Annotated in this window: 23 protein-coding genes, 3 tRNA genes and 1 pseudogene; 25 read left to right on the top strand and 2 right to left on the bottom strand. The window is 46.2% G+C overall.

What is annotated here, in order from left to right:
* Positions 1–420: 420 nt before the first annotated feature.
* The 20 genes from EBI00_RS15155 (at position 421) to EBI00_RS15055 (ending at position 16,386) form a co-directional block, all read left to right on the top strand.
* Positions 421–1,434 (top strand): substrate-binding domain-containing protein, encoded by a 1,014-nt coding sequence (locus EBI00_RS15155; RefSeq protein WP_123096775.1) that lies wholly within the window; start codon positions 421–423, stop codon positions 1,432–1,434.
* Between the two features lie 340 nt (positions 1,435–1,774).
* Positions 1,775–2,719, top strand: coding sequence for a D-ribose ABC transporter substrate-binding protein (locus tag EBI00_RS15150; RefSeq protein ID WP_123096774.1), 945 nt, complete (start codon positions 1,775–1,777; stop codon positions 2,717–2,719).
* 51 nt (positions 2,720–2,770) lie between these two features.
* Entirely contained in the window at positions 2,771–3,385 is a 615-nt protein-coding gene (locus tag EBI00_RS15145) for a DUF2291 family protein (protein WP_123096773.1), read from the top strand.
* Positions 3,382–4,905, top strand: a complete 1,524-nt coding sequence (locus EBI00_RS15140) for a sugar ABC transporter ATP-binding protein (RefSeq protein ID WP_241557064.1) — start codon at positions 3,382–3,384, stop codon at positions 4,903–4,905. The genes EBI00_RS15145 and EBI00_RS15140 overlap by 4 nt, the downstream gene beginning before the upstream one ends.
* Position 4,906: 1 nt before the next feature.
* Positions 4,907–5,971 carry an ABC transporter permease gene (locus EBI00_RS15135; RefSeq protein ID WP_123096771.1) on the top strand — a complete coding sequence of 355 codons (1,065 nt, stop codon included), beginning with the start codon at positions 4,907–4,909 and terminating at the stop codon, positions 5,969–5,971.
* A 45-nt stretch (positions 5,972–6,016) separates the two neighbouring features.
* Positions 6,017–6,457, top strand: a complete 441-nt coding sequence (locus EBI00_RS15130) for an RbsD/FucU family protein (protein WP_123096770.1) — start codon at positions 6,017–6,019, stop codon at positions 6,455–6,457.
* Positions 6,458–6,539: 82 nt separating this feature from the next.
* Positions 6,540–7,241: a pseudouridine synthase gene (locus tag EBI00_RS15125; RefSeq protein WP_123096769.1), complete on the top strand. Its 702-nt coding sequence runs from the start codon at positions 6,540–6,542 to the stop codon at positions 7,239–7,241.
* A 214-nt stretch (positions 7,242–7,455) separates the two neighbouring features.
* Positions 7,456–7,532: transfer RNA gene (locus EBI00_RS15120), tRNA-Asp, on the top strand.
* A gap of 32 nt (positions 7,533–7,564) precedes the next feature.
* Positions 7,565–7,640, top strand: a tRNA-Val gene (locus EBI00_RS15115).
* 52 nt (positions 7,641–7,692) lie between these two features.
* Positions 7,693–7,769 (top strand) — tRNA-Asp (locus EBI00_RS15110).
* A gap of 830 nt (positions 7,770–8,599) precedes the next feature.
* Positions 8,600–10,111 (top strand): F0F1 ATP synthase subunit beta, encoded by a 1,512-nt coding sequence (atpD, locus tag EBI00_RS15100; protein ID WP_123096768.1) that lies wholly within the window; start codon positions 8,600–8,602, stop codon positions 10,109–10,111.
* Positions 10,086–10,502 carry a F0F1 ATP synthase subunit epsilon gene (locus tag EBI00_RS15095; RefSeq protein WP_123096767.1) on the top strand — a complete coding sequence of 139 codons (417 nt, stop codon included), beginning with the start codon at positions 10,086–10,088 and terminating at the stop codon, positions 10,500–10,502. The genes atpD and EBI00_RS15095 overlap by 26 nt, the downstream gene beginning before the upstream one ends.
* Positions 10,499–10,891 carry an AtpZ/AtpI family protein gene (locus EBI00_RS15090; RefSeq protein WP_123096766.1) on the top strand — a complete coding sequence of 131 codons (393 nt, stop codon included), beginning with the start codon at positions 10,499–10,501 and terminating at the stop codon, positions 10,889–10,891. Before EBI00_RS15095 ends, EBI00_RS15090 begins: the two co-directional genes overlap by 4 nt.
* A complete protein-coding gene (locus EBI00_RS15085; protein ID WP_241557063.1) occupies positions 10,878–11,237 on the top strand; it encodes an N-ATPase subunit AtpR in 360 nt (119 codons plus the stop codon). The genes EBI00_RS15090 and EBI00_RS15085 overlap by 14 nt, the downstream gene beginning before the upstream one ends.
* Positions 11,234–11,965 carry a F0F1 ATP synthase subunit A gene (locus EBI00_RS15080; protein WP_123096764.1) on the top strand — a complete coding sequence of 244 codons (732 nt, stop codon included), beginning with the start codon at positions 11,234–11,236 and terminating at the stop codon, positions 11,963–11,965. The genes EBI00_RS15085 and EBI00_RS15080 overlap by 4 nt, the downstream gene beginning before the upstream one ends.
* Positions 11,966–11,982: 17 nt before the next feature.
* The gene (locus EBI00_RS15075) at positions 11,983–12,264 is read left to right on the top strand and encodes a F0F1 ATP synthase subunit C (protein WP_067217971.1); all 282 of its coding nucleotides are present in this window, start codon (positions 11,983–11,985) and stop codon (positions 12,262–12,264) included.
* Positions 12,265–12,267: 3 nt separating this feature from the next.
* Positions 12,268–13,080 carry a F0F1 ATP synthase subunit B family protein gene (locus EBI00_RS15070; RefSeq protein ID WP_123096763.1) on the top strand — a complete coding sequence of 271 codons (813 nt, stop codon included), beginning with the start codon at positions 12,268–12,270 and terminating at the stop codon, positions 13,078–13,080.
* Positions 13,077–14,609, top strand: coding sequence for an alternate F1F0 ATPase, F1 subunit alpha (locus EBI00_RS15065; protein WP_123096762.1), 1,533 nt, complete (start codon positions 13,077–13,079; stop codon positions 14,607–14,609). Before EBI00_RS15070 ends, EBI00_RS15065 begins: the two co-directional genes overlap by 4 nt.
* Positions 14,606–15,493 (top strand): F0F1 ATP synthase subunit gamma, encoded by an 888-nt coding sequence (locus tag EBI00_RS15060; protein ID WP_123096761.1) that lies wholly within the window; start codon positions 14,606–14,608, stop codon positions 15,491–15,493. The genes EBI00_RS15065 and EBI00_RS15060 overlap by 4 nt, the downstream gene beginning before the upstream one ends.
* Positions 15,494–15,645: 152 nt before the next feature.
* Positions 15,646–16,386 (top strand): Crp/Fnr family transcriptional regulator, encoded by a 741-nt coding sequence (locus EBI00_RS15055; RefSeq protein ID WP_123096760.1) that lies wholly within the window; start codon positions 15,646–15,648, stop codon positions 16,384–16,386.
* Between the two features lie 5 nt (positions 16,387–16,391).
* Here the strand turns inward: EBI00_RS15055 and EBI00_RS15050 are convergent, their stop codons facing one another.
* Positions 16,392–16,637 (bottom strand): DnaJ domain-containing protein, encoded by a 246-nt coding sequence (locus EBI00_RS15050; protein WP_123096759.1) that lies wholly within the window; start codon positions 16,635–16,637, stop codon positions 16,392–16,394.
* Between the two features lie 43 nt (positions 16,638–16,680).
* Positions 16,681–17,715: an alcohol dehydrogenase AdhP gene (adhP, locus tag EBI00_RS15045; RefSeq protein WP_123096758.1), complete on the bottom strand. Its 1,035-nt coding sequence runs from the start codon at positions 17,713–17,715 to the stop codon at positions 16,681–16,683.
* Positions 17,716–17,935: 220 nt separating this feature from the next.
* On the opposite strand from adhP, the gene EBI00_RS15040 reads away from it, so the two are divergent.
* The 5 genes and pseudogenes from EBI00_RS15040 to EBI00_RS15025 all read left to right on the top strand — a co-directional run bounded on the left by EBI00_RS15040 (position 17,936) and on the right by EBI00_RS15025 (position 20,639).
* Positions 17,936–18,520 carry a hypothetical protein gene (locus tag EBI00_RS15040; RefSeq protein WP_241557062.1) on the top strand — a complete coding sequence of 195 codons (585 nt, stop codon included), beginning with the start codon at positions 17,936–17,938 and terminating at the stop codon, positions 18,518–18,520.
* Positions 18,505–18,759, top strand: a pseudogene (locus tag EBI00_RS15035) (ornithine carbamoyltransferase); the annotation flags it as partial. The gene EBI00_RS15040 and the pseudogene EBI00_RS15035, both read left to right, overlap by 16 nt.
* Positions 18,734–19,456, top strand: coding sequence for a carbamate kinase (locus EBI00_RS15030; RefSeq protein ID WP_241557061.1), 723 nt, complete (start codon positions 18,734–18,736; stop codon positions 19,454–19,456). The pseudogene EBI00_RS15035 and the gene EBI00_RS15030, both read left to right, overlap by 26 nt.
* A 60-nt stretch (positions 19,457–19,516) precedes the next feature.
* On the top strand, positions 19,517–19,678 hold the full coding sequence (locus EBI00_RS16320; RefSeq protein ID WP_241557060.1) for a hypothetical protein: 162 nt from the start codon (positions 19,517–19,519) through the stop codon (positions 19,676–19,678).
* Positions 19,668–20,639 carry a DnaJ C-terminal domain-containing protein gene (locus EBI00_RS15025; RefSeq protein ID WP_123096757.1) on the top strand — a complete coding sequence of 324 codons (972 nt, stop codon included), beginning with the start codon at positions 19,668–19,670 and terminating at the stop codon, positions 20,637–20,639. The genes EBI00_RS16320 and EBI00_RS15025 overlap by 11 nt, the downstream gene beginning before the upstream one ends.

Below are 20,639 nucleotides of genomic sequence, written 5' to 3'. Positions count from 1 at the left end.
CGGGTTCGAGTCCCGTCCATTCCGCCATTACTTAACCTGTTAAGTATGGTTTAAATCAAAGTTTATTATTATATTTCTTAAATATAAGCCTTAATCTCACATCAATATGATGTCGTATCCTTATAAAGCTTACTATTCGCGTATGCTACTATTCTGTCCTAATAAAATTCCTTATTATCTTTTATGTTTTTTTGAAGATTCTTAAAAAGCCCCTTTTTAATCTAAATCAAGATCCGTGTTTTAGTTTAAACTCATTAGTCACGAAAGTTAAAAAATTCAGTTTTGTACTTTAACAAATTTGTTAAGCGTATTTTTAGTGCTGAGTTTTTGTATTTTCTACTGAGATTGAATTTGATGTGTTTTTTTATAGAATTTGATGTTTTGGTTTCTTCTTGAGATAGATCAAAAGGGAGTATAAGTTTGTCTGCGACTATCAAAGACGTTGCGTTGCTGGCTGGAGTATCAACTACCACAGTCTCTCATGTTTTGAATAAAACGCGCTTTGTGGCGAAAGCGACACAAGAACGGGTTCTCCAAGCCGCTGAGGAGCTCAACTATGCGCCCAGTGCCGTGGCTCGCAGCTTAAAGGTAAAAAATACCAAAAGCCTTGGTATGTTAGTCACCACCACCTTGAATCCCTTTTTTGCTGAATTGGTCAACGAAGTCGAGAAGTGTTGTTATCGAGAAGGTTACAATCTTGTGCTTTGTAATACCGATGGCGAGCTCGAAAAAACCAATTCTTATCTACGAATGCTGACGCAAAAACGTGTTGATGGCATTTTGGTCATGTGTTCCGCCTATGACGACTCGTTGTTTAGCTCTTTGATCGGCCAGCGTAATTTGCCTATGGTGGTAATGGATTGGGGTCCCTCTGATGACTATGTTGATCGCATTCAAGACAACTCGGTAAAAGGCGCGCATCTGGCCATTCAGCACCTTATAGAGCAAGGTCATAAACGCATTGCCTACATTGGTGGTCCGTTAGAAAAGTTGCCTGCGAAGCAGCGTTTGGACGGTTTTATTGAGGCTATGGAGCAAGCAAATCTGGGCGTTCAAGACGACTGGGTGATTGAGTCTGATTTCGAATTTGAAGGCGGTAAATTAGGGATGCGCCAACTGTTATCTTGTGCGAATTTGCCGAGTGCGGTATTTATCGGTAATGATGCCATGGCAATGGGGGCCATGAGCGAAGCGCAGTTATCTGGTATTAAGATCCCGCAGCAATTGTCTGTCATTGGTTATGATAACTGTCTGTATTCTGCCTATTTTAGCCCGCCTTTAACCACTATCAATCAACCTAAAGAGCAATTAGCCGAGTTAGCGATCAGTACCATGATTGAGCGGATTGAAAATCCACGCCAAGAGGGCAGGATGATTATGTTGGAGCCCAACCTAGTGGTTCGTTCGTCGGTCGCTGCTGTTTTGACAAGATAGCGCCGATGTCTTGTTATTTTCTGTGTATTTTCCTTTCAGATTGTTGAGCTCTCTGCTCGATTTTAGACGAAAAACGCGTTTTAAGATTGAGAATAGGGCTTGTTGGAAGTCTTTTCGAATAGAAAAGTCCATATAATTCAGTTGCTTGATTGTTTGTCGTTAAATTACATCAGATATTCCTACTTTTTTCTTCTTAACTGTATGATAAATATAGTTTTTTTATAATTGGTCAAGAATTCATTGACAAGCTCCGTGTGCTTGCGATAAAAATAGCAAACGATTACGCAATCGTTTGCTATTCGATGTATTTTAATAAAAATAAGCATACCGGAGACAGACCATGAAAAAGAAAACCTTCTTGAAATCTTGCCTTGCTGCAACCTTGCTAACCTTAGCCAGCACCAGCGTTTTAGCTAGCAATGGCTTGATCGCCATTATTACCCCTTCTCATGACAATCCTTTTTTTAAAGCGGGTGCTCAAGGAGCGGATGCAAAAGCGAAGGAGTTAGGTTACGACACCCTGGTGGCATCTCATGACGGAGACTTGAATAAGCAAAATCAATTGATACAAACAGCCATTGCACGTCAAGCCAAAGCGGTGATTTTGGATAATGCGGACGCAGATGCCAGTATTGGATCACTAGAGCGTTTGAAAAAAGCCGGAATCCCAGCTTTTCTGTACGACCGTGAAATCAATAAAACCGGTATCGCTGTCACGCAAATCGTATCGAATAACTTCCAAGGCGCTCAGCTTGCTGGTGAGAAGTTTGTAGAATTAATGGGCGAAGGCGGTGAATACGTTGAGCTAGTAGGGCCAGAGTCCGACACTAACGCGCAAGTACGTAGTGAAGGTTTCCATGATATCGTTGATAACTTCCCAGAGCTCAAAATGGTAGCTCGTCAGTCTGCCAACTGGAGTCAAACCGAAGCGTTTAGTCGTATGGAGTCGATTTTACAAGCGAATCCAAACATTAAAGGCGTGTTCACAGGTAATGATTCTATGGCCTTGGGAGCAGAAGCCGCGCTACAAGCAGCGGGCCGTAACGATGTTTTCATTATAGGTTTTGATGGCTTAGATTACGCGCGCGACTCGATCTTAAAAGGTTCCAACATCAAAGCAACTATTATGCAGCCTGCTTACGCACAAGCGCAGCGTGTAGTGGAACAAGCCGATCAATTCATCCGTACGGGTTCAACTGGATTGCCTGAGAAGCAGTTAATGGACTGTGTGTTGATCGATAGTTCCAATGCAAAACACCTAAGCAATTTCGCCCTAAAACAATAATCACCAGAACCGGAATGACGTACTCGTTGTTCCGGCTCCTTGGGTATCATTATGTCTTATAAAAAACTCTTTCACTGTATCGGGCTTATTGCCTGCCTTAATCTGCTGACAGCCTGTACTGTTACGGACTTAGATGCTGAAGGCAATCCTATTATCCCTAAAGATCCAAATGCCGTGGTTAGCTTTGCAGACTTTACTTTGTCGGAAGTAGCCGATCAGCTTTGGCAGCCAAAAGTCTTGCCTGAAGCAACACAAGCATTCACCCCGTGGGAAAGTATTAAATCCCAGTTGGATGCGCAGCAAATTAACACCAAGCAAAGCTTTTTTGTGCGTTTAGATGGCACCATCGAAAGCGTGGATTTAGGCAAAATGAAAGGCGTGGTTAAGCTGAAAGTAGGCGAGACCGATATCGACTTACAAGTTGGCCGCATCATCAAAGGTAATGCGATTCGTGATGCCTCTCAATATGTGTTGTTTGATGATTTCAAAAATCAGATTCGTTTCGCTCAAATCTCCCGAGAGTTTAATAATCGCGCCATGGCGGCTATTGGTGAGCCCGATGCTAGCTGGGTCGGTGAAACAGCTTCTGTTATTGCTGCAATTACCATAGATCAAAATGTCATCAGTGACGCTGTGCCAATGCAGATTACTCGTGGAGGCAAATGATGAGCCAAGCTAACGCAGACATCGTCATTCGCGCTGAAAAAATCTCCATGATTTACCCAGGCACGATCGCGTTAAACGAAGTGGATTACCGAGTTTATCGTGGCAAGGTGAACGTCATCATAGGTGAAAACGGTGCGGGTAAATCCACCTTGATGAAAATTCTGGCCGGTGTTCAGCAGCCAAGCAAAGGCGCCATTTATTTAAACGATGAAGCCGTGTCTTTTCAGCATACTCGTGATGCCGCCGCCAAAGGTATTGGTATGGTTCACCAGGAGCTGAACCTGTTTGGTAATCTCACGGTGGCAGAAAATATCTTCTTGGGACGAGAAAAACAGCATGGCCTGATGCCGCTAGACACAGCGGAGCAACACCGAGTGACTGCTGAGCTAATGGCACGTCTTGATCAAGACATCGCGCCATCTGAATTGCTGTCTAACTTGAAAGTTGGTCAGCAGCAGTTGATTGAAATCGCCAAAGCCTTGGCCGATGAAGCGGATGTGCTGATTTTGGATGAGCCCACTTCGGCGTTGAGTAAAACCGAAGTCGAGTTGCTGTTCAAAGTGATTCGAGATTTAACCGCTCAAGGTGTTTCTATCATCTATATCTCCCATCGCTTAGAAGAGCTGATGGCGATTGGTGATTACATTGCGATTTTACGCGATGGGCATTTCCAGTCTGAAGCGCAGGTCAAAGACATCGATGTGCCGTGGATCGTCAGAGAAATGCTGGGTAGCGATCCTGTGTCTACTTTCTTAAAACCAGGTCGTGAATTTGGCGAGCCGGTGCTCAATGTCAAAAACATTAAGCTGATCAACGAAATGGGTCTTACCTTGGTTGATGACGTGTCGATGAATGTGAAATCCGGTGAAATTGTGGGCGTGTATGGACTCATGGGCGCAGGTCGAACCGAGCTAATGGAATGTTTACTGGGTTTGCAAGAATACTCAGGCGAGGTGGAGATTGCGGGGCATAAAGTGCCTGGCAACATGGACACCAGTGAACGCATTAAATTGGGCATTTGTTTGGTACCAGAAGATCGAAAAAAGAACGGCATTTTCCCCATTTCGTCAGTGAGCAATAACATGACGATTTCGAGCTTGTGGCGTCGACTTAAACATCGTTTTTCCATCGATGAAAAAGCCGAAGCCGAGGCGGTGACGTCCGCCATTGGCGATTTATCCATCAAGGTATCGTCTCCTGATATTGAAATACGCGCATTGAGCGGTGGTAACCAACAAAAAGTGGTGATTGGTCGAACTTTGTTAACCAGTCCGAAAGTGTTGTTATTGGATGAGCCGACTCGCGGCATCGATATCGGTGCCAAAGGCGACGTGTTTAACATGATGGTGACACTTTCAGAACAGGGAATAGGGGTATTGTTCTCAACCTCTGACCTGAAAGAAATCATGGCGGTTTCTGATCGCATTCTGGTGATGTCCGGAGGCAAACTAACCGCCAATATACTTCGATCTGAAGCCACAGAATCTGCACTTGTGTCAGCAAGCGCGCAAGGACTTTAATATGAAAACTTCTCAAAATATTGCATCTCAACCATCGTCGGTTTTCTCTGGCGAGAGTCTGTTATTACTGGCGTTAAAAATGCGTACCTTTATTGCGTTGTTTTTAATCCTCGCTTTCTTCACCTTTATGGTGCCTGGGTTCTTGGCACCGAGTAGTGTGGTTATCATGGTGAAGCACATCGCCATCAACGCCTTTTTGGCACTTGGTATCACCTTCGTCATTATCACCGCAGGTATCGACCTTTCTATTGGTGCGATTCTGGGGTTTTGTGGCATGGTCGCGGGTTGGCTGATTACTAAGGGAATCGTCTTGCCAATGTTTGGCATCGCTATTTTTCCTAGTGTTTGGCTGATTGTGCCTATCGTTTTGGTTATTGGTGGTTTGATAGGCGCTGTTAACGGTGTTTTGATCACCCGTTATAACGTCGCGCCTTTTATTTGTACCTTGGGCACCATGTATGTTGTGCGTGGTGCGTCCATGTTGTTGTCTGGCGGTGAAACCTTTACGGGTTTATCCGGTAATGAACAGCTGGGCAATACGGGGTTTGAGTTAATTGGATCTGCGAAACTTTTGGGTTTACCTTACGCCATTTGGATGATGTTTATCCTTGCCGCTGTGATTGCCTACATTGCCAAAAGAACGCAATTTGGCCGTCATGTGTTTGCCATTGGGGATAACGAACATTCTGCCGAATTGTCTGGTGTGAAAGTGCGTAGCGTCAAAGTTTGGGTTTACACCATTTCTGGTTTTTGTGCAGCGATTGCGGGCATTGTGGTGTCTTCACAACTGGTGGCCAGTCATCCAGCAACGGGTGTCTCTTTTGAAATGAACGCCATTGCCGCCGTGGTATTGGGTGGAACTTCATTGGCTGGTGGTCGCGGCACCATTATGGGGACGCTGATTGGCGCTTTCGTTATTGGTATTTTGGCCGATGGCTTAGTGATGATGGGCGTGAGCGAATTTTGGCAAATGGTCATTAAAGGGGTGGTGATTATTCTTGCTGTCATCATCGACCAAAAGCAAAGCCGCTTACAGCATAAAGCCGCTATCGTGCAGCAAAAATAGATTATCAATATTTGCTTTCAGCCTATCTGTGATTAGGGAAAAAACATGCTAAAAAATATAGATCCTTTGCTAAGTGGTGAATTACTGAACGTGCTACGCACCATGGGGCACGGTGATGACATCGTTCTGGTCGATCGTAATTTTCCAGCGGCTTCGATGGCGGCTGGAAAACCAGTTATTCGTTTAGATGGCGTGAACGTCATTCAAGCGGCTAAGGCAATTTTATCGGTATTGCCGTTGGATACCTTTGTTGAGCAGCCTGTGACTCGTATGCAAGTGGTAGGCGAAGACGAATCTGTGATGCCAGAAGTGCAGCAAGAATTCGCCGCTGTACTAAAAGCCGCTGACAGTGACAATGCGGAAATGGGGTCGTTAGAGCGTTTCGCTTTTTATGACGCGGCAAAAAAAGCCTACGCTTTTGTTGTGACTGGAGAAGGGAGAGGTTACGGCTGCTTTCTATTGAAGAAAGGCGTGATCTTTTCTTAAAAGTGTTTAACATGTTGCGTGTTAATGGCACAGGTCAGCTTTACGCTGGCCTGTGCATTTTTTTATTCGTGGATCCGTTTTTATGCGTCTTGATAAGTTTGTTTGTAAAAGTACCGAGTTGAGCAGACAAGAAGCCGTTCAGTGTATCTGTAGCGGTGCTGTTCTCGTGAATGGGGTAACCGCAACGAATGAGTCGATGCAAGTGCATGAGAACAATACAGTGCTTTTAAATGGTGTCAGGCTAACACCGCGCGATTTTCGTTATATAGTGATGAATAAGCCTGCCAGTACCGTTTGCTCTAATATCGACGAAGTGTATCCCTCTCTATTTCACCACCTTAATGTCGATAAAGTTTCTGAACTGCATATTGCCGGTCGTTTAGACGCAGACACCACCGGTTTAGTGTTGATTACCGATGACGGGCGTTGGTCTTTTGCTGTCACACAGCCTAGTAGCGATTGTTGCAAGGTATATCGTGTCCAGCTGTCGAGAGCGATTCCTTTAGAAGCCATTGATGGTTTAATTATGCAGTTCAAACATGGTCTTTTGCTTCAAGGGGAGTCAGAGCTAACGCGACCAGCCAAGCTTGAGCAAGTAGCCCCCAAAGAAGTGCTGTTAACCATTACCGAAGGTAGGTTTCATCAAGTGAAACGTATGTTTGCGGCTGTTGGAAATCGAGTGGTCGGTTTGCACCGCGAACAGATAGGCGAAATTAACCTTGATCTTGATATTGGGCAGTGGCGCTATTTATCAAAAAGTGAAGTCGCGTCTTTTCATCGTTAATCGAGGTTCTTGACAATATGGGTTGTCTAAAATACACCGCAGACTTGGTTAAATGCTTGTTTCTAATAAAAAATTGAATTTTTTCAAAAAAAGATTAGACATTACTTTTGGTTGATGTATTATACGCTCCGTCTTCAAGTGAAGGGCATCTTGCTTAGCGAGTTGTACTAATTGTTTGTTGACCGTGTTGTGACAACATGTGATGTTAAGTGTTGGAGTGGTAGTTCAGTTGGTTAGAATACCTGCCTGTCACGCAGGGGGTCGCGGGTTCGAGTCCCGTCCATTCCGCCATCTTCCTCTCAGAGGATGTAAAACTTACGAGCGGGTGTGTAGCTCAGTTGGGAGAGCGTCGCCCTTACAAGGCGAATGTCGGGGGTTCGAACCCCTCCACACCCACCATCTTGCTGATGTAAAAAGTACGTCTGTTGAGACGTTAAACGCACAATGTGTTGGAGTGGTAGTTCAGTTGGTTAGAATACCTGCCTGTCACGCAGGGGGTCGCGGGTTCGAGTCCCGTCCATTCCGCCATTTTTAAACGGTTAATAGTTTGTTGATGTTAATAAAATCCTCTTAAGTAAATCCTATCCAAATTATGATATTAAATTTGTTATTTACATGGCACAGTTAATACATACCTTTCTATAATAAGGCTTTTCAGTATAAATTATCACAATAGATTTTATAAAAGCATTCAATCTGGTGTGCATTTAAATAAATACGCGTTATAAATGATCACCCCCCCTTATTAAGCCTAAAGCCACGATTTTAACTCTATTATTTCTGCCATAGTCAGTTGGTCAAATTTACCTTCACGATAACCCGCTATTGTCGCGGCCTTTGCTGCTTGCCGATATCAAACGAATCTTGGGTACGACGCCCGGTCAAAATTCTATCTACGTGCACAACAGTTCTGGTTCAAATCAGTCACCAAGAGTTAGAACAGTTATTGCGCGGTTATGGTGGTAAACCTATTTTTGTTGAAGGAAGCGATCCTTAATTGATTCATCCGGCAGCAGGCGGGCAACGACATAGGTTTAAATCGACATAACCAAACGGACGTGGTGGATGGCCTGTTGTGATGTTGTGTTAACGCTGGAAACATTTTCATCTTGTTATGGGCGTGATTGACCGACTACTGCAAACCGGCGTGAAAACCATCACAGGGTCGCTTGGAAGATGACAGGGCAACTCATCACCAGCGAAGCATCTTGGCGCAATGTGCGTCATGACGATCCGTTAAATATCACGAGTAAACCGTGCCTTTGTTCGCTAGTGCACAGAGCGAACAAAGGCTTTTTTATTACACTGTGTTGGCATTTCTCTGTCTCCATTCTTAGATCAAGGATTTTTCGAAGCCTATGCCATCCACTACGTCTCAAAACATCGGCACCGTGACCTCGATTCGCGGCAGTGTCGTGGACATCCACTTTGACAATATGTCGTCAGACAATCAGTTGCCTCCGATTCGTACTTTATTACGTACAGGCAAAGACAGCAGCATTGCTATCGAAGTGTCTTCCCAATTGTATGATCAGCGGGTGCGCGGTATTGCGTTAACACCGACGCCAGGACTTGCTCGTGGTATGCCAGTGGAAGACACTGGCGAGCCACTACAAACACCCGTGGGAAAAGGAATTTTGTCGCGTATGTTTGATGTGTTCGGTAACACGATTGATAAAAAAGACGCGCCGACCGACGTTGAATGGCGTTCGGTTCATAACGAGCCGCCACCGTTAGCAAGACGTTCCACCAAGACCGAAGTATTCGAAACGGGCATCAAGGTGATCGATGTCTTAATGCCATTAGAGCGTGGTGGTAAAGCCGGCTTGTTCGGCGGCGCGGGCGTGGGCAAAACCGTTTTGCTGACTGAGATGATTCATAACATGGTCGGCCAACACGCGGGCGTAAGTATCTTTTGCGGCATCGGAGAGCGTTGTCGAGAAGGTGAAGAACTTTATCGCGAGATGAAAGAAGCAGGTGTGCTGGACAACATGGTGATGATGTTCGGTCAAATGAACGAGCCACCGGGCGCGCGCTTTCGCGTCGGTCATGCCGCCTTGACCATGGCGGAATATTTCCGTGATGACGAACACCGTGATGTCTTGCTGCTGGTGGACAATATTTTTCGCTTCATTCAAGCGGGCATGGAAGTGTCTGGTTTGATGGGGCAAATGCCCGCACGTTTGGGTTATCAACCAACCATGGGCACCGAGTTGTCTCAACTCGAAGAGCGCATTGCCAATACCGGCAGCGGCGCGATTACCTCGATTCAGGCGGTGTATGTGCCTGCTGATGATTTTACCGATCCTGCTGCTGTGCATACTTTTTCTCACCTTTCCGCTTCCATCGTGTTATCCCGTAAATGCGCCAGCGAAGGGCTTTATCCCGCCATTGATCCTTTGCAGTCCAGTTCCAAAATGGCGACGCCGAGCATTATTGGTAAACGCCACTACGGTCTCGCGCAAGAGATTCGTCGCACCTTGGCGCAATACAGCGAATTGAAAGACATTATTGCCATGCTGGGCATGGAGCAGCTCTCACCTGAAGATCGCAAAGTCGTCGGTCGTGCTCGTCGCTTAGAGCGTTTTCTCACTCAGCCATTTTTTACCACCGAACAGTTTACTGGCATGTCTGGAAAATTGGTCAGTCTTGATGATGCCTTAGATGGCTGCGAACGGATTTTACAAGATGAATTTGAAGACTATCCGGAAAGCGCGCTTTACATGATTGGCGCGATTGACGAAGCCCATAAAAAAAGCAAGCAAGCCTCGGAAGATAAACCAAAAGAAGACGATAAAACACAACCAAAAACAGAAGATAAACCAAAAGCCGAGGAGGACGAAAATGCCACAAGCCTACATGACGCTTAAGGTTTTACTGCCTCATAAAGTATTTAGCGAAGAAAAAAAAGTGCTGAGAATCGTCGCAACCACGCCAAAAGGGGCGTTTGGTATTTTACCGAATCGATTGGATTGTGTGGCGTCTTTGTCGGCGGGCATTTTAGTGGTTGAAGTGGAAGGCGAAGAAGAAGCCTATATCGCTGTTGATGAAGGCGTGTTGGTGAAAGCTGGAGCCGATGTGCGGATTTCCGTGCGTAACGCCATGAATGGCATGGGATTAGAAGATTTACGTCATGCCCTGGAAGACGAGTTTATTCAGCTTGATGAGCAGGAGCAAAAAATGCGTTCGGCATTGACCAAGATGGAAAGCGGTTTTGTTCAGCGTTTAGTGGCGTTTAAGCAGGATGCGAGTGTGTCATGAAAGACGATGATGAAGACAAAAGCGCGCCCAAAACGGAGCGCAATTTAGAGGGCAATCTAAATCGCTCTCTAAATCAGAAAGCGAAGAATAACTACAGCAAGCAAGTGGGCTCGGTCGCGGCGCGTAAGCTAAAAGCACAGCGACATGTGACTAAAACCGTTTGGTCTGGTTTGGGGATGATGGGCTTGGTTGGCTGGTCGGTTGCGATTCCAACTGTGCTTGGCGCGGCGTTGGGCATTTGGTTGGATGATACTTACCCAAGTGATCGTTCGTGGACGCTGGCGTTGCTGGTCTTGGGCCTGTGTTTAGGCTGCTTCAATGCGTGGCATTGGGTGCAAAAAGAAGACAAAGACATTCACCAACCGGAGGACAGCGATGATGTTAATTGATTTTGGTGACAACTTTTGGGGTGGCGTTGCCTATGCAATCTTGGTTGGCGTGCTATTAGGGATTTTTTATTTTGCAGGATTGTGGTGGACAGTGCGCCGATTGGGTTCCAGTCGCGTGGTCGCGCCTTTGTTTTTGTTCAGCATGTTGTTTCGAATCAGTGTCGTGATGGTGAGTTTTTATGTGTTTCTGGGCAATGATTGGCAGAAATTATTGTTAGGTTTGCTTGGCTTCATAATCTTGCGTTTGTTCGCGACTCGGCTGATTCGTTTGAAAGACAACCCAGTCATTATCAAGCCGATTCATACCCTTAAAGAAAAACATTCTCACACAGAAGAGCGTTTATGAACCTGACTCCAGATCTAATTGTGTATTGGCAAATGGGTTTTCTAAAGCTTAATGCCACCATAGTGTTTACTTGGTTGGTGATGTTAGTGCTGGTGGTTGGGTCGATTCTAATTACTCGAAATCTGTCCAACAATTTGCAACGCTCGCGCTGGCAAAATGCACTAGAAGTGGTGGTGATCACCATTAATAAACAAATCGAAGAAGTAGGTTTAAGCCAACCGCAAAAATACATCGGTTTTCTGGGAACCTTATTTTTGTTTATCGCCGTGTCTGCTCTTGGCACCATTATTCCGGGCTTTGAACCACCAACAGGTTCGCTTTCTACCACAGCAGCGTTGGCTCTGTGTGTGTTAGTTGCGGTGCCTTTGTTTGGTATTCAGGAAACGGGCTTGGGTGGTTATCTGTCTTCCTATACTCAGCCGACCATCATTATGCTGCCGTTTAATATTATCAGCGAAGTATCGCGGACCTTGGCGTTGGCGGTGCGATTGTTCGGCAACATGATGAGTGGTGCGATGATCATCGCGATTCTGCTGACTATTACACCGTTCTTATTTCCGATTGTGATGACCTTGCTCGGTTTGCTAACGGGCATTGTGCAGGCTTACATCTTTTTCATTCTCGCCACCGTGTACATCGCCGCGGCGACTCACTCCTCCAAAACACAAACGCAGAAAAAAGCCGCTCAACAACCAGAAACCCAAAAAACAAACGAATCAAACCTATGAACATTTACGGAGTAACTATGGACAGCATGACAATGATTGCAATGGTTTCGATTATTACGGCAGGGCTAACAATTGCCATCGGTGTAATCGGGCCATCATTAGGGGAAGGTAAAGCGGTGGCGACGGCGTTAACCTCTTTAGCTCAACAACCGGATGCCTCGGCGACGATTACGCGAACCTTGTTTGTTGGTTTGGCGATGATCGAGTCGACGGCGATTTATTGTTTTGTCGTATCGATGATTTTGCTATTCGCCAATCCTTTTTGGAATTACGGCATTGCTCAAGCGGCAGGCCAATAAATTATGCTGATCGATTGGTTTACCGTCATTGCGCAACTGATCAATTTTCTGGTCCTCGTTTGGTTGCTTAAGCATTTCTTATACCGTCCTATTCTGAATACGATTGACGCTCGTGAAAAACGCATTGCAGATGAACTGGCCGACGCCGATAGCAAAAGAGCCGAGGCGGAACAACAGCGTGAAGCGTTCCAACAAAAGAACGCGGAATTCGACCAACAACGTACGACGCAGATGAACAAAGTCTGCGAGGAAGTGAAAGCCGAGCGGACGCGATTGCTTGAAGAAGTGCGACAAGAGTCCGACGCGCTGCGCAACAAACTAGAGCTGGCGCTTAAAAACGAACAACTGAGTTTGAAAGATTCCCTAAGTCAACGAGCACGAGAAGAAGTGTTTGCTATCGTCCGCAAAGCGCTTAGTGATCTGGCTGGCACCAGTTTGGAAGCCAGTATGGCCGATGTTTTTGTGAAGCGTTTAGACGCATTAACGGACGCTGAAAAGACCAGTTTGCAAACGGCTTTTCAAGAGTCGACTGAAGCATTAATCGTGCATACGGCGTTTGATCTGCCTAAAAAACAAAGCATCCAGATTACCAAGGCGTTACATGGCTTATTGGGCGATGGTGTGGCGATTGAATTTGCCACGGATGCTCACTTGATTAGCGGGATTGAGATCAATTCCCACGGCCAGAAAATTGGCTGGAGCATCGCTGATTACCTGACCACGCTGACCAAGCGAGTCAATGACGTGATGCTTTCTCATAATGCCGTTCAAGATCAAAGCCCTGAGCTTGAGAAAAGCCAAGAGCAGGCTTCATGATGTCGATGTTTGACGGGTTATTTGCTGATTTAAAACAGGCTCGGGAATCCTTCGAACCCGCTTTGTCACTACGAGAAATCGGCAAGATTACCAGTGTCGCCACGGGGATTGCCAAAGTATCTGGCTTGCCCAATGTTGGCTACGACGAGTTATTGCTTTTTTCCGGTGACATTTATGGCATCGCGTTTAATGTCGATGAAGACGAAATTGGCGTGGTGTTGCTTGGCGAATACTGGCATTTGCAAGCCGGTGATGAAGTCGAACGGCTTGGTCACGTGGTCGATGTGCCGGTTGGTGATAGCTTGATTGGCCGTATTATTAATCCAATCGGTAAACCTTTGGATGGCAAGGGCAATCTGGGAACTACCGAGCGTTTGCCCATCGAACGACCTTCGCCAGCCATTATGGATCGAGCTGGCGTGAGTGTGCCGTTGCAAACGGGCATTAAGGTAATTGACGCCTTGATACCCGTGGGACGCGGGCAGCGAGAATTGATTCTTGGCGACCGACAAACCGGCAAGACAGCGATTGCCATGGACACGATTCTCAATCAGCGTGGCAAAAACGTTTTGTGTGTGTATTGTGCTATTGGTCAGCGCGCGTCTGGTGTTGCCAAAGTTATTGCCACGTTGCGCGAACAAGGCGCGATGGAATATACGGTTGTGGTAGTGACAGAAGGCAACGAGCCACCGGGCTTGGCCTATGTTGCGCCTTATGCCGCGACCAGCATCGCGGAATATTTTATGGAACAGGGCCGTGATGTACTGATTGTCTACGATGATTTGACGCATCACGCTCGCGCTTATCGTGAATTGTCTTTGTTGTTGCGTCGTCCACCAGGGCGAGAAGCCTTTCCCGGTGATATTTTTTATATTCATTCGCGCTTGTTAGAAAGAGCGACCCATCTGAGTGAGGAACTCGGCGGCGGTTCATTGACGGCGTTGCCAATTATCGAAACTGAAGCGCAGGATATTTCGGCGTACATTCCGACCAATCTTATCTCTATTACCGATGGGCAGATTTACCTTTCGCCGGGGTTGTTTGAGCTGGGCATTTTACCCGCGGTTGATGTAGGGAAATCAGTGTCTCGTGTGGGCGGTAAAGCGCAAAGAGCCGCGTATCGAGGCGTGACGGTGGACCTTAAATTGGCTTATGCCCAGTTCGAGGAACTAGAAACCTTCGCGCGTTTTGGCGCGAGGTTAGACGACGATACGCTGAAAATCATTGAACATGGTCGACGCATTCGAGCCTGCTTGAAGCAGCCTGAATTTGCGCCCGTGTCTATGGCGGAGCAAATCGCCGTGTTAGTCGCCTTGACTGCAGATTTGTTTGATGACATTGACTTAGACAATATGCCCGCCGCAGAGCAAGCCGTTCGGGATGCCGCCGCTAGTATTACTGATGATATGGTTGAGCGTTTAGAAAGCACCGACAAATTAAGCAAAGAAGATAAAACCGTGATTTTAGAACTTGCACGCCAAGCGCTTGAAACCTTTAACACTGACACAGATTCAGGTGAGCCAAGATGACAGACAGTATCGCCAGTTTGCGTCACAAAATTACCAGCGCACAAGACTTAGAATCTGTAGTGCGCAGTATGAAAACCATTGCGTCATCGAGCATTGGTCAATATGAAAAAGCCGTGCATTCGCTGGATGATTATTATCAAAACGTGCAATTGGGATTGTCGGCGTGTTTGTCGCAAAGTACCCAATTAGAGCAGCCTGCGGTGATCGTTAATCGATCTCAGAAACATGCACCCGCCATCGGCGCGATTGTATTTGGCTCGGATCAAGGTCTAGTCGGCCAATTCAATGAAGTCATGGTCGAGTTTGTGGTCGATTCTTTGGCAAAATTATCGGGTAATAAAATGCTTTGGGCCGTAGGCGAGCGGGTTGAGTCTCGCTTGATAGAGACGGATTTAAAGACCGAAGCAAGCTTTGAGTTACCTCATTCGATCAATACGATTACGGCTTTGGTAGGCGAGATTTTAATCGAACTGGAAGCAAAACGAGATCAAGGACTGATTGACCAAGTATTTTTGTTTCATCATAAACCAGAGGTCAATTCGGTTTCTCGCCCCGTGAGTCAGCAACTTTTGCCTTTGGACGCGGCTTGGCAACAAGAGCTTGTAGCGATTGATTGGCCAAGTAATAACCTTGTGGAAGTGATGCCAGATCAAGATCAAACACGTCGTTCTTTTGTACGTGAATATCTGTTTGTTAGTCTTTTTCGAGCCTGTGCGGAATCGCTTGCCAGTGAGAACGCCAGCCGACTTGCCGCCATGCAGCGAGCCGAAAAAAACATCGATGAAATACAAGAAAACCTCAATCAAACCTTTCACCGTCTGCGTCAAAGTGACATCGATGAAGAGTTATCCGATGTTTTATCTGGATTTAATGCGTTAAGTTAGAATTTAGATCATGATTTCAGTGAGTAATTCATAAAATAAAGAGTAGTGTGTTCGCTAGCGCACAGAACTTTGAGTAGCAAAAAGATGAATATGTCATTCTCTCGCTTTATTGCGACCTGATTTTCACTTGAAAAAAACTTAAGAATTATCTTATGCATGATGCAATCGATACGACTTTTTCGCCGTTACAGAATCATTTATTAGTTGCGCTTCCTGAGGAAGTACAAACGCGAATATTTCCTTTTCTTGAGTTGGAAAAACTGGAATTAGGGCAGGTGATATACGAAGCGGGTGGCAAACTGGCCTATGTACACTTTCCTGTTGATGCCATCGTTTCTTTGCTTTACGTCATGGAGAGTGGCGCGTCTGCCGAGATTTCCGTGGTGGGCAATGAAGGTTTGATTGGCGTTGCCTTGTTTATGGGCGGCGAAAGTACGTCGAGCCGAGCGGTGGTGCAAAGCGCGGGACATGCGTATCGCCTAAAAGGCAGTATGTTAACGGAAGAATTTAATCGCCACGGTAAGCTGCTAGAACTGATGCTGCGCTATACGCAATCCTTGATCACGCAAATGGCGCAAACCGCTGTCTGTAATCGTCATCATTCGATTGACCAGCAATTGTGTCGCTGGTTGCTATTGTCACTTGATCGTTTGCCCGATAACCATCTCACCATGCCCCAAGAATTGATTGCCAATATGTTAGGCGTGCGCCGTGAAGGTGTTACCGAAGCCGCAGGAAAATTGCAAAAGCTCGGGGTGATCGATTATCACCGAGGTCATATCACCGTGTTAGACAGATCAAAACTTGAAGAATTGAGCTGCGAATGTTACGACGTGGTGAAAACAGAAACGGATCGCTTATTGCCCTATGCATTGCCTAAAAAGTCAGCCTGATTCGCTCATCTGAAATGATGTTTTAGTGTGATTACATCATTCATTGACGAGCTTCTGTGAGCTGATTGTTTGTTTACTGGTTTGAGTACCGCATAGGCTTCGGTAATTTCTTTGAACAAGGGTTCGCAATTCGTTTGCTCAGAAATATCTGGATGATATTTATGGGCGAGTTTGCGATAAGACTCTCTTATTTCTTTCGCCGATGCGGTGAGTTCAACTTCTAAGGTTTTATAATAATCATTGAATGGCATGGTTAGTCTCCTATCTATTTAGAAAGATGAACTCAAATATTTATTAAATCGTTGCGAAATCAATGACCACTCTTGACGGAACATCACCGTTTTCCAGACGTTTAAAGACATCGTTAATGGCAGACAATGGCTGTAGCTCAATGTCAGCTTTTACTTTGCCTTCGGCGGCAAAGGCTAATGCTTCGGCCATATCTTGGCGTGTGCCCACGAACGAGCCGCGAATGGTGACGCAGTTAGCAACCACATCGAATAACGGCACTGGGAATTCACCCGGTGGCAAACCAACCAATACACAAATGCCGCGTTTACGTGTCATGGCAACCCCTTGATTAAAAGCAATCAGTGAAGGTGCTGTGATTAATACGCCATGACCACCGCCGCCTGTTGCTTTGACCACGGCCTCAATTGCACCTTCCTGTTTGGCATTGACCACTGCATCCGCGCCAAGTTGGGTGGCGTGTTCGAGCTTTTTATCATCAATATCAACCGCACAAACGTGCAAGCCCATTGCTTTAGCGTATTGAACCGCCAAATGACCAAGGCCACCGATACCCGAAATAACTACCCAATCGCCTGGATGCGCTTTGGTTTCTTTAAGGCCTTTGTAAGTGGTAATGCCCGCGCAGATCAGCGGTGCAGCTTCTGTGGCAGATAAGCCAGCAGGAATGTGAGCCACGTAATTTGGGTTAGCGAGTATGTATTCAGCGAAACCGCCGTTTTTGGTGTAGCCGCCGAACTCGGCTTCGCCACACACGGTTTCCCAAGCAGCAAGACAATGTTCACAGTGACCACAGGCAGAATAGAGCCAAGGCACACCGACACGATCGCCTTCTTTTACCGCGGTAACGCCTTCGCCCAATGCCACCACAATCCCGATGCCTTCATGACCGGGAATAAACGGAAGAGAGGGTTTTACTGGCCAGTCGCCCGCTTCAGCGTGCAAATCGGTGTGACAGACCCCACAGGCTTCGGTTTTAACCAAAATTTGCCCTGGACCTGGAGTCGGAATGTCCATTTCTTTAAGAACGAGGCCTTCGCCGAATTGTTCGACGACAGCCGCTTGCATTTTTTTAGTCATAATGAAATCCGTTTTGTTGATTTAGATTTGACCAAAGCCTATTCCTATTAATTCATCTCGTCAGTGCGTTTGCGAACAGAGCTTATTTGTCCGCTATTTTTGGATCAATCGCCTCTGTGTGTTGGCGTACATACAAGCCTGAAACAAGCCATGTAGAGTGAGCGCCAGCTCTTCGAGGCTTTTATTCTGAAAGCATTTCGTTTTGGACGGGACGTTAACAATGACATTTAAATTTCCAACCGCTTATACCATTCTGTTTTTGCTAATCGCTTTGGTAGCAGCTGGTACTTGGGTGGTGCCAGCAGGGCAGTATGACCGCGTCGAAAACGTGACACTGGGTAAGGAAGTACCGGTTCCCGGTACGTATCAGCAAGTGGATTCAAACCCGCAAGGTGTGGTTGTTTTCCTTGCACCGATTGCCGGTTTTTATAATCCAGACAGTTACGAAGCAGCGGCCATTGATGTGGCTTTGTTCGTGTTAATCATTGGTGGGTTCTTAGGTGTCGTCACCAAAACCGGTGCGATTGATACGGGCATTTCCCGCGCAATGGTGAAGCTTAAAGGCCATGAAAAATGGATGATTCCGATTCTGATGTCGCTGTTTGCTATCGGCGGCAGCACCTATGGAATGGCGGAAGAATCGCTGGCATTTTATGCCTTGTTGATTCCAGTGATGATCGCCGCAGGTTACGACTCGGTCGTGGTGGTGGGCATTATTTTGTTGGGTGCTGGCATAGGAACGCTTGGTTCCACCATTAATCCATTTGCGACCGTTATTGCCGCCAATACTTGTCCCGCGATTTAAAGCGTGCAAAGTACTCAGGCATGGAACAGCAGGGCTTGAAGGGCAAGAACATCTGTCTGATTTTTGAGAAGTCCTCAACTCGTACTCTGTGTGCATTTGAAGTGGCGTCGTTTGATCAAGGAACTCAGATCACTTATTTAGGCCCTTCTGGTTCGCAAATCGGTAAGAAAGAATCCATAAAAGACACCGCTCGAGTGTTGGGTAGGATGTTCGATGCGATTGAATATCGTGGCTTTGGGTGGTAACGCCTTGTTGAAACGTGGCGAGCCATTAACGGCGCAAGCTCAGCGTGCGAACATTAAAATTGCAGCACAAGCTTTGGCAAAAATTGCCATCAATAATGAGTTAATTATTACTCACGGCAATGGCCCGCAAGTCGGCTTGTTAGCATTGCAAGGCAACGCCTATAAGCCGGATGAGCTTTATCCGCTGGATGTTCTCGGTACCGAAACTGAGGGTATGATCGGTTACATGATAGAACAAGAAATGGGCAATCTCGTTCCCGCAGAACGACCATTGGCAACGCTTTTAACCATGATAGAAGTCGACCCAAAAGATCCGGCGTTTAACCATCCTACAAAGTTTATTGGTCCTGTTTACGAAGAAGCGGAAGCCAATAAACTCGCCAAAGACAATAACTGGACGATAAAATCTGACGGCAAAAAATGGCGTCGAGTCGTGGCGTCGCCCTTGCCAAAGCGTATTTTTGAAATTCGTCCGATTCGTTGGTTATTAGAAAAAAACACCATCGTTATTGCCAGTGGTGGTGGCGGAATTCCTACCATGTATGACGCGGATCATCATCTAAAAGGCGTCGAAGCCGTAATAGACAAAGACTTATCCAGCAAACTGCTCGCGCGGGAACTGGGGGCCGATTTATACATCATGGCGACCGATGTTCAGGCGGTGTATCTGGACTGGGCAATGCCACAATAGCGCGGCATTAAAAGCATTAATCCTGCCAATCTCGCCAACTACGACTTCGCTACTGGTTCCATGGGGCCGAAAGTTAACGCCGCCAGGCAGTTTGCTGAGAAGACCGGCAAAGTCGCCGCCATTGGGTCGTTGGAAGAGCTAGAACAAATTGTTAAAGGCGAAGCTGGGACACGAGTAAGCAAGCTGGTTGGGGCGATGGAGATGAGGCAGCATGGAGTTTAAAGACTATTACAAAATTTTGGCCATCGATGAAAAAGCAAATGCTTCCGTTATCAAGGCAAGCTATCGAAAACTTGCTAGAAAATATCATCCAGATGTTAGTAAAGAAGAAAACGCGGAAGCACAATTTAAAGAAGTAGGTGAAGCTTATGCCGTTTTAAAAGATCCAGAAAAACGTGCCGAATACGATTTATTGCGAGCACAAGGAACGTATAGATCTGCTGGTGGCAGCTATCAGCCACCACCAGATTGGCAATCTTCTCATGCAGGCAATCGAACACACAGTCAGAGGACTGATGAGAATTTTAGTGATTTCTTTGATTCGATTTTTGGCGCTCATGGCAGCGACTTTCGTCAAGCAGAGGATTTTCAAAGGTCGACGAATCGCCGTGGACGAGACTTACATTATAAAATCGCTTTGTTTCTTGAGGAGGCGTTTGTTGGTTGTCAACGACAAATAGCTTTGCGAGTTTCCGAACCAGACCAAAATGGATCGATAAAACAAAGAGACAAAACATTAAACGTAAAAATTCCAGCAGGAGTAACAGAAGGTCAGCATATTCGTTTGACTGGTCAGGGAGAGCTAGGTATTGGTGGCGGTAAAGCTGGTGATTTGCTACTAGAAATTGAGTTTGCCCCACATCCTTACTTTACGGTCGACGGGATGAATATTTTACTGACGTTGCCCGTTACGTGTTGGGAGGCTGCATTAGGTTCAACGGTGGAAGTGCCAACCCTCAGAGGTAAAGTAAAATTAAAAATCCCTCAAGCAGCGAATAGTGGTAATAAGCTGCGTATCAAAGGCAAAGGTTTGATTAGTAAGGGTGGGGAAATATCTGGTGATCAAATTGTGACCCTGCAGGTCAGTTTACCAAAAGAGCGCAGCAGTGAAGCTAAAGCGCTTTACCGACAACTAGCTGAGTGTGAATCTCACTTTAATCCACGCCAAGCTTTCGAGAGGTAG

Origin of the sequence: Marinomonas hwangdonensis (assembly GCF_003721245.1) — a bacterium.
GTDB lineage: Bacteria > Pseudomonadota > Gammaproteobacteria > Pseudomonadales > Marinomonadaceae > Marinomonas > Marinomonas hwangdonensis.
Note: the sequence above shows the minus strand (reverse complement) of the source record. Positions and strands in the feature narration are given on the sequence as shown.

Excerpts from the sequence above, each read along its gene's own strand:
- EBI00_RS15150 (WP_123096774.1), top strand. The coding sequence starts at position 1,775 with ATGAAAAAGAAAACCTTCTTGAAATCTTGCCTTGCTGCAACCTTGCTA.
- EBI00_RS15145 (WP_123096773.1), top strand. The coding sequence starts at position 2,771 with ATGTCTTATAAAAAACTCTTTCACTGTATCGGGCTTATTGCCTGCCTT.
- EBI00_RS15140 (WP_241557064.1), top strand. The coding sequence starts at position 3,382 with ATGATGAGCCAAGCTAACGCAGACATCGTCATTCGCGCTGAAAAAATC.
- EBI00_RS15135 (WP_123096771.1), top strand. The coding sequence starts at position 4,907 with ATGAAAACTTCTCAAAATATTGCATCTCAACCATCGTCGGTTTTCTCT.
- EBI00_RS15130 (WP_123096770.1), top strand. The coding sequence starts at position 6,017 with ATGCTAAAAAATATAGATCCTTTGCTAAGTGGTGAATTACTGAACGTG.
- EBI00_RS15125 (WP_123096769.1), top strand. The coding sequence starts at position 6,540 with ATGCGTCTTGATAAGTTTGTTTGTAAAAGTACCGAGTTGAGCAGACAA.
- atpD (WP_123096768.1), top strand. The coding sequence starts at position 8,600 with ATGCCATCCACTACGTCTCAAAACATCGGCACCGTGACCTCGATTCGC.
- EBI00_RS15095 (WP_123096767.1), top strand. The coding sequence starts at position 10,086 with ATGCCACAAGCCTACATGACGCTTAAGGTTTTACTGCCTCATAAAGTA.
- EBI00_RS15090 (WP_123096766.1), top strand. The coding sequence starts at position 10,499 with ATGAAAGACGATGATGAAGACAAAAGCGCGCCCAAAACGGAGCGCAAT.
- EBI00_RS15085 (WP_241557063.1), top strand. The coding sequence starts at position 10,878 with ATGATGTTAATTGATTTTGGTGACAACTTTTGGGGTGGCGTTGCCTAT.
- EBI00_RS15080 (WP_123096764.1), top strand. The coding sequence starts at position 11,234 with ATGAACCTGACTCCAGATCTAATTGTGTATTGGCAAATGGGTTTTCTA.
- EBI00_RS15075 (WP_067217971.1), top strand. The coding sequence starts at position 11,983 with ATGGACAGCATGACAATGATTGCAATGGTTTCGATTATTACGGCAGGG.
- EBI00_RS15070 (WP_123096763.1), top strand. The coding sequence starts at position 12,268 with ATGCTGATCGATTGGTTTACCGTCATTGCGCAACTGATCAATTTTCTG.
- EBI00_RS15065 (WP_123096762.1), top strand. The coding sequence starts at position 13,077 with ATGATGTCGATGTTTGACGGGTTATTTGCTGATTTAAAACAGGCTCGG.
- EBI00_RS15060 (WP_123096761.1), top strand. The coding sequence starts at position 14,606 with ATGACAGACAGTATCGCCAGTTTGCGTCACAAAATTACCAGCGCACAA.
- EBI00_RS15055 (WP_123096760.1), top strand. The coding sequence starts at position 15,646 with ATGCATGATGCAATCGATACGACTTTTTCGCCGTTACAGAATCATTTA.
- EBI00_RS15050 (WP_123096759.1), bottom strand. The coding sequence starts at position 16,637 with ATGCCATTCAATGATTATTATAAAACCTTAGAAGTTGAACTCACCGCA.
- adhP (WP_123096758.1), bottom strand. The coding sequence starts at position 17,715 with ATGACTAAAAAAATGCAAGCGGCTGTCGTCGAACAATTCGGCGAAGGC.
- EBI00_RS15040 (WP_241557062.1), top strand. The coding sequence starts at position 17,936 with ATGACATTTAAATTTCCAACCGCTTATACCATTCTGTTTTTGCTAATC.
- EBI00_RS15030 (WP_241557061.1), top strand. The coding sequence starts at position 18,734 with ATGCGATTGAATATCGTGGCTTTGGGTGGTAACGCCTTGTTGAAACGT.
- EBI00_RS16320 (WP_241557060.1), top strand. The coding sequence starts at position 19,517 with ATGGGGCCGAAAGTTAACGCCGCCAGGCAGTTTGCTGAGAAGACCGGC.
- EBI00_RS15025 (WP_123096757.1), top strand. The coding sequence starts at position 19,668 with ATGGAGTTTAAAGACTATTACAAAATTTTGGCCATCGATGAAAAAGCA.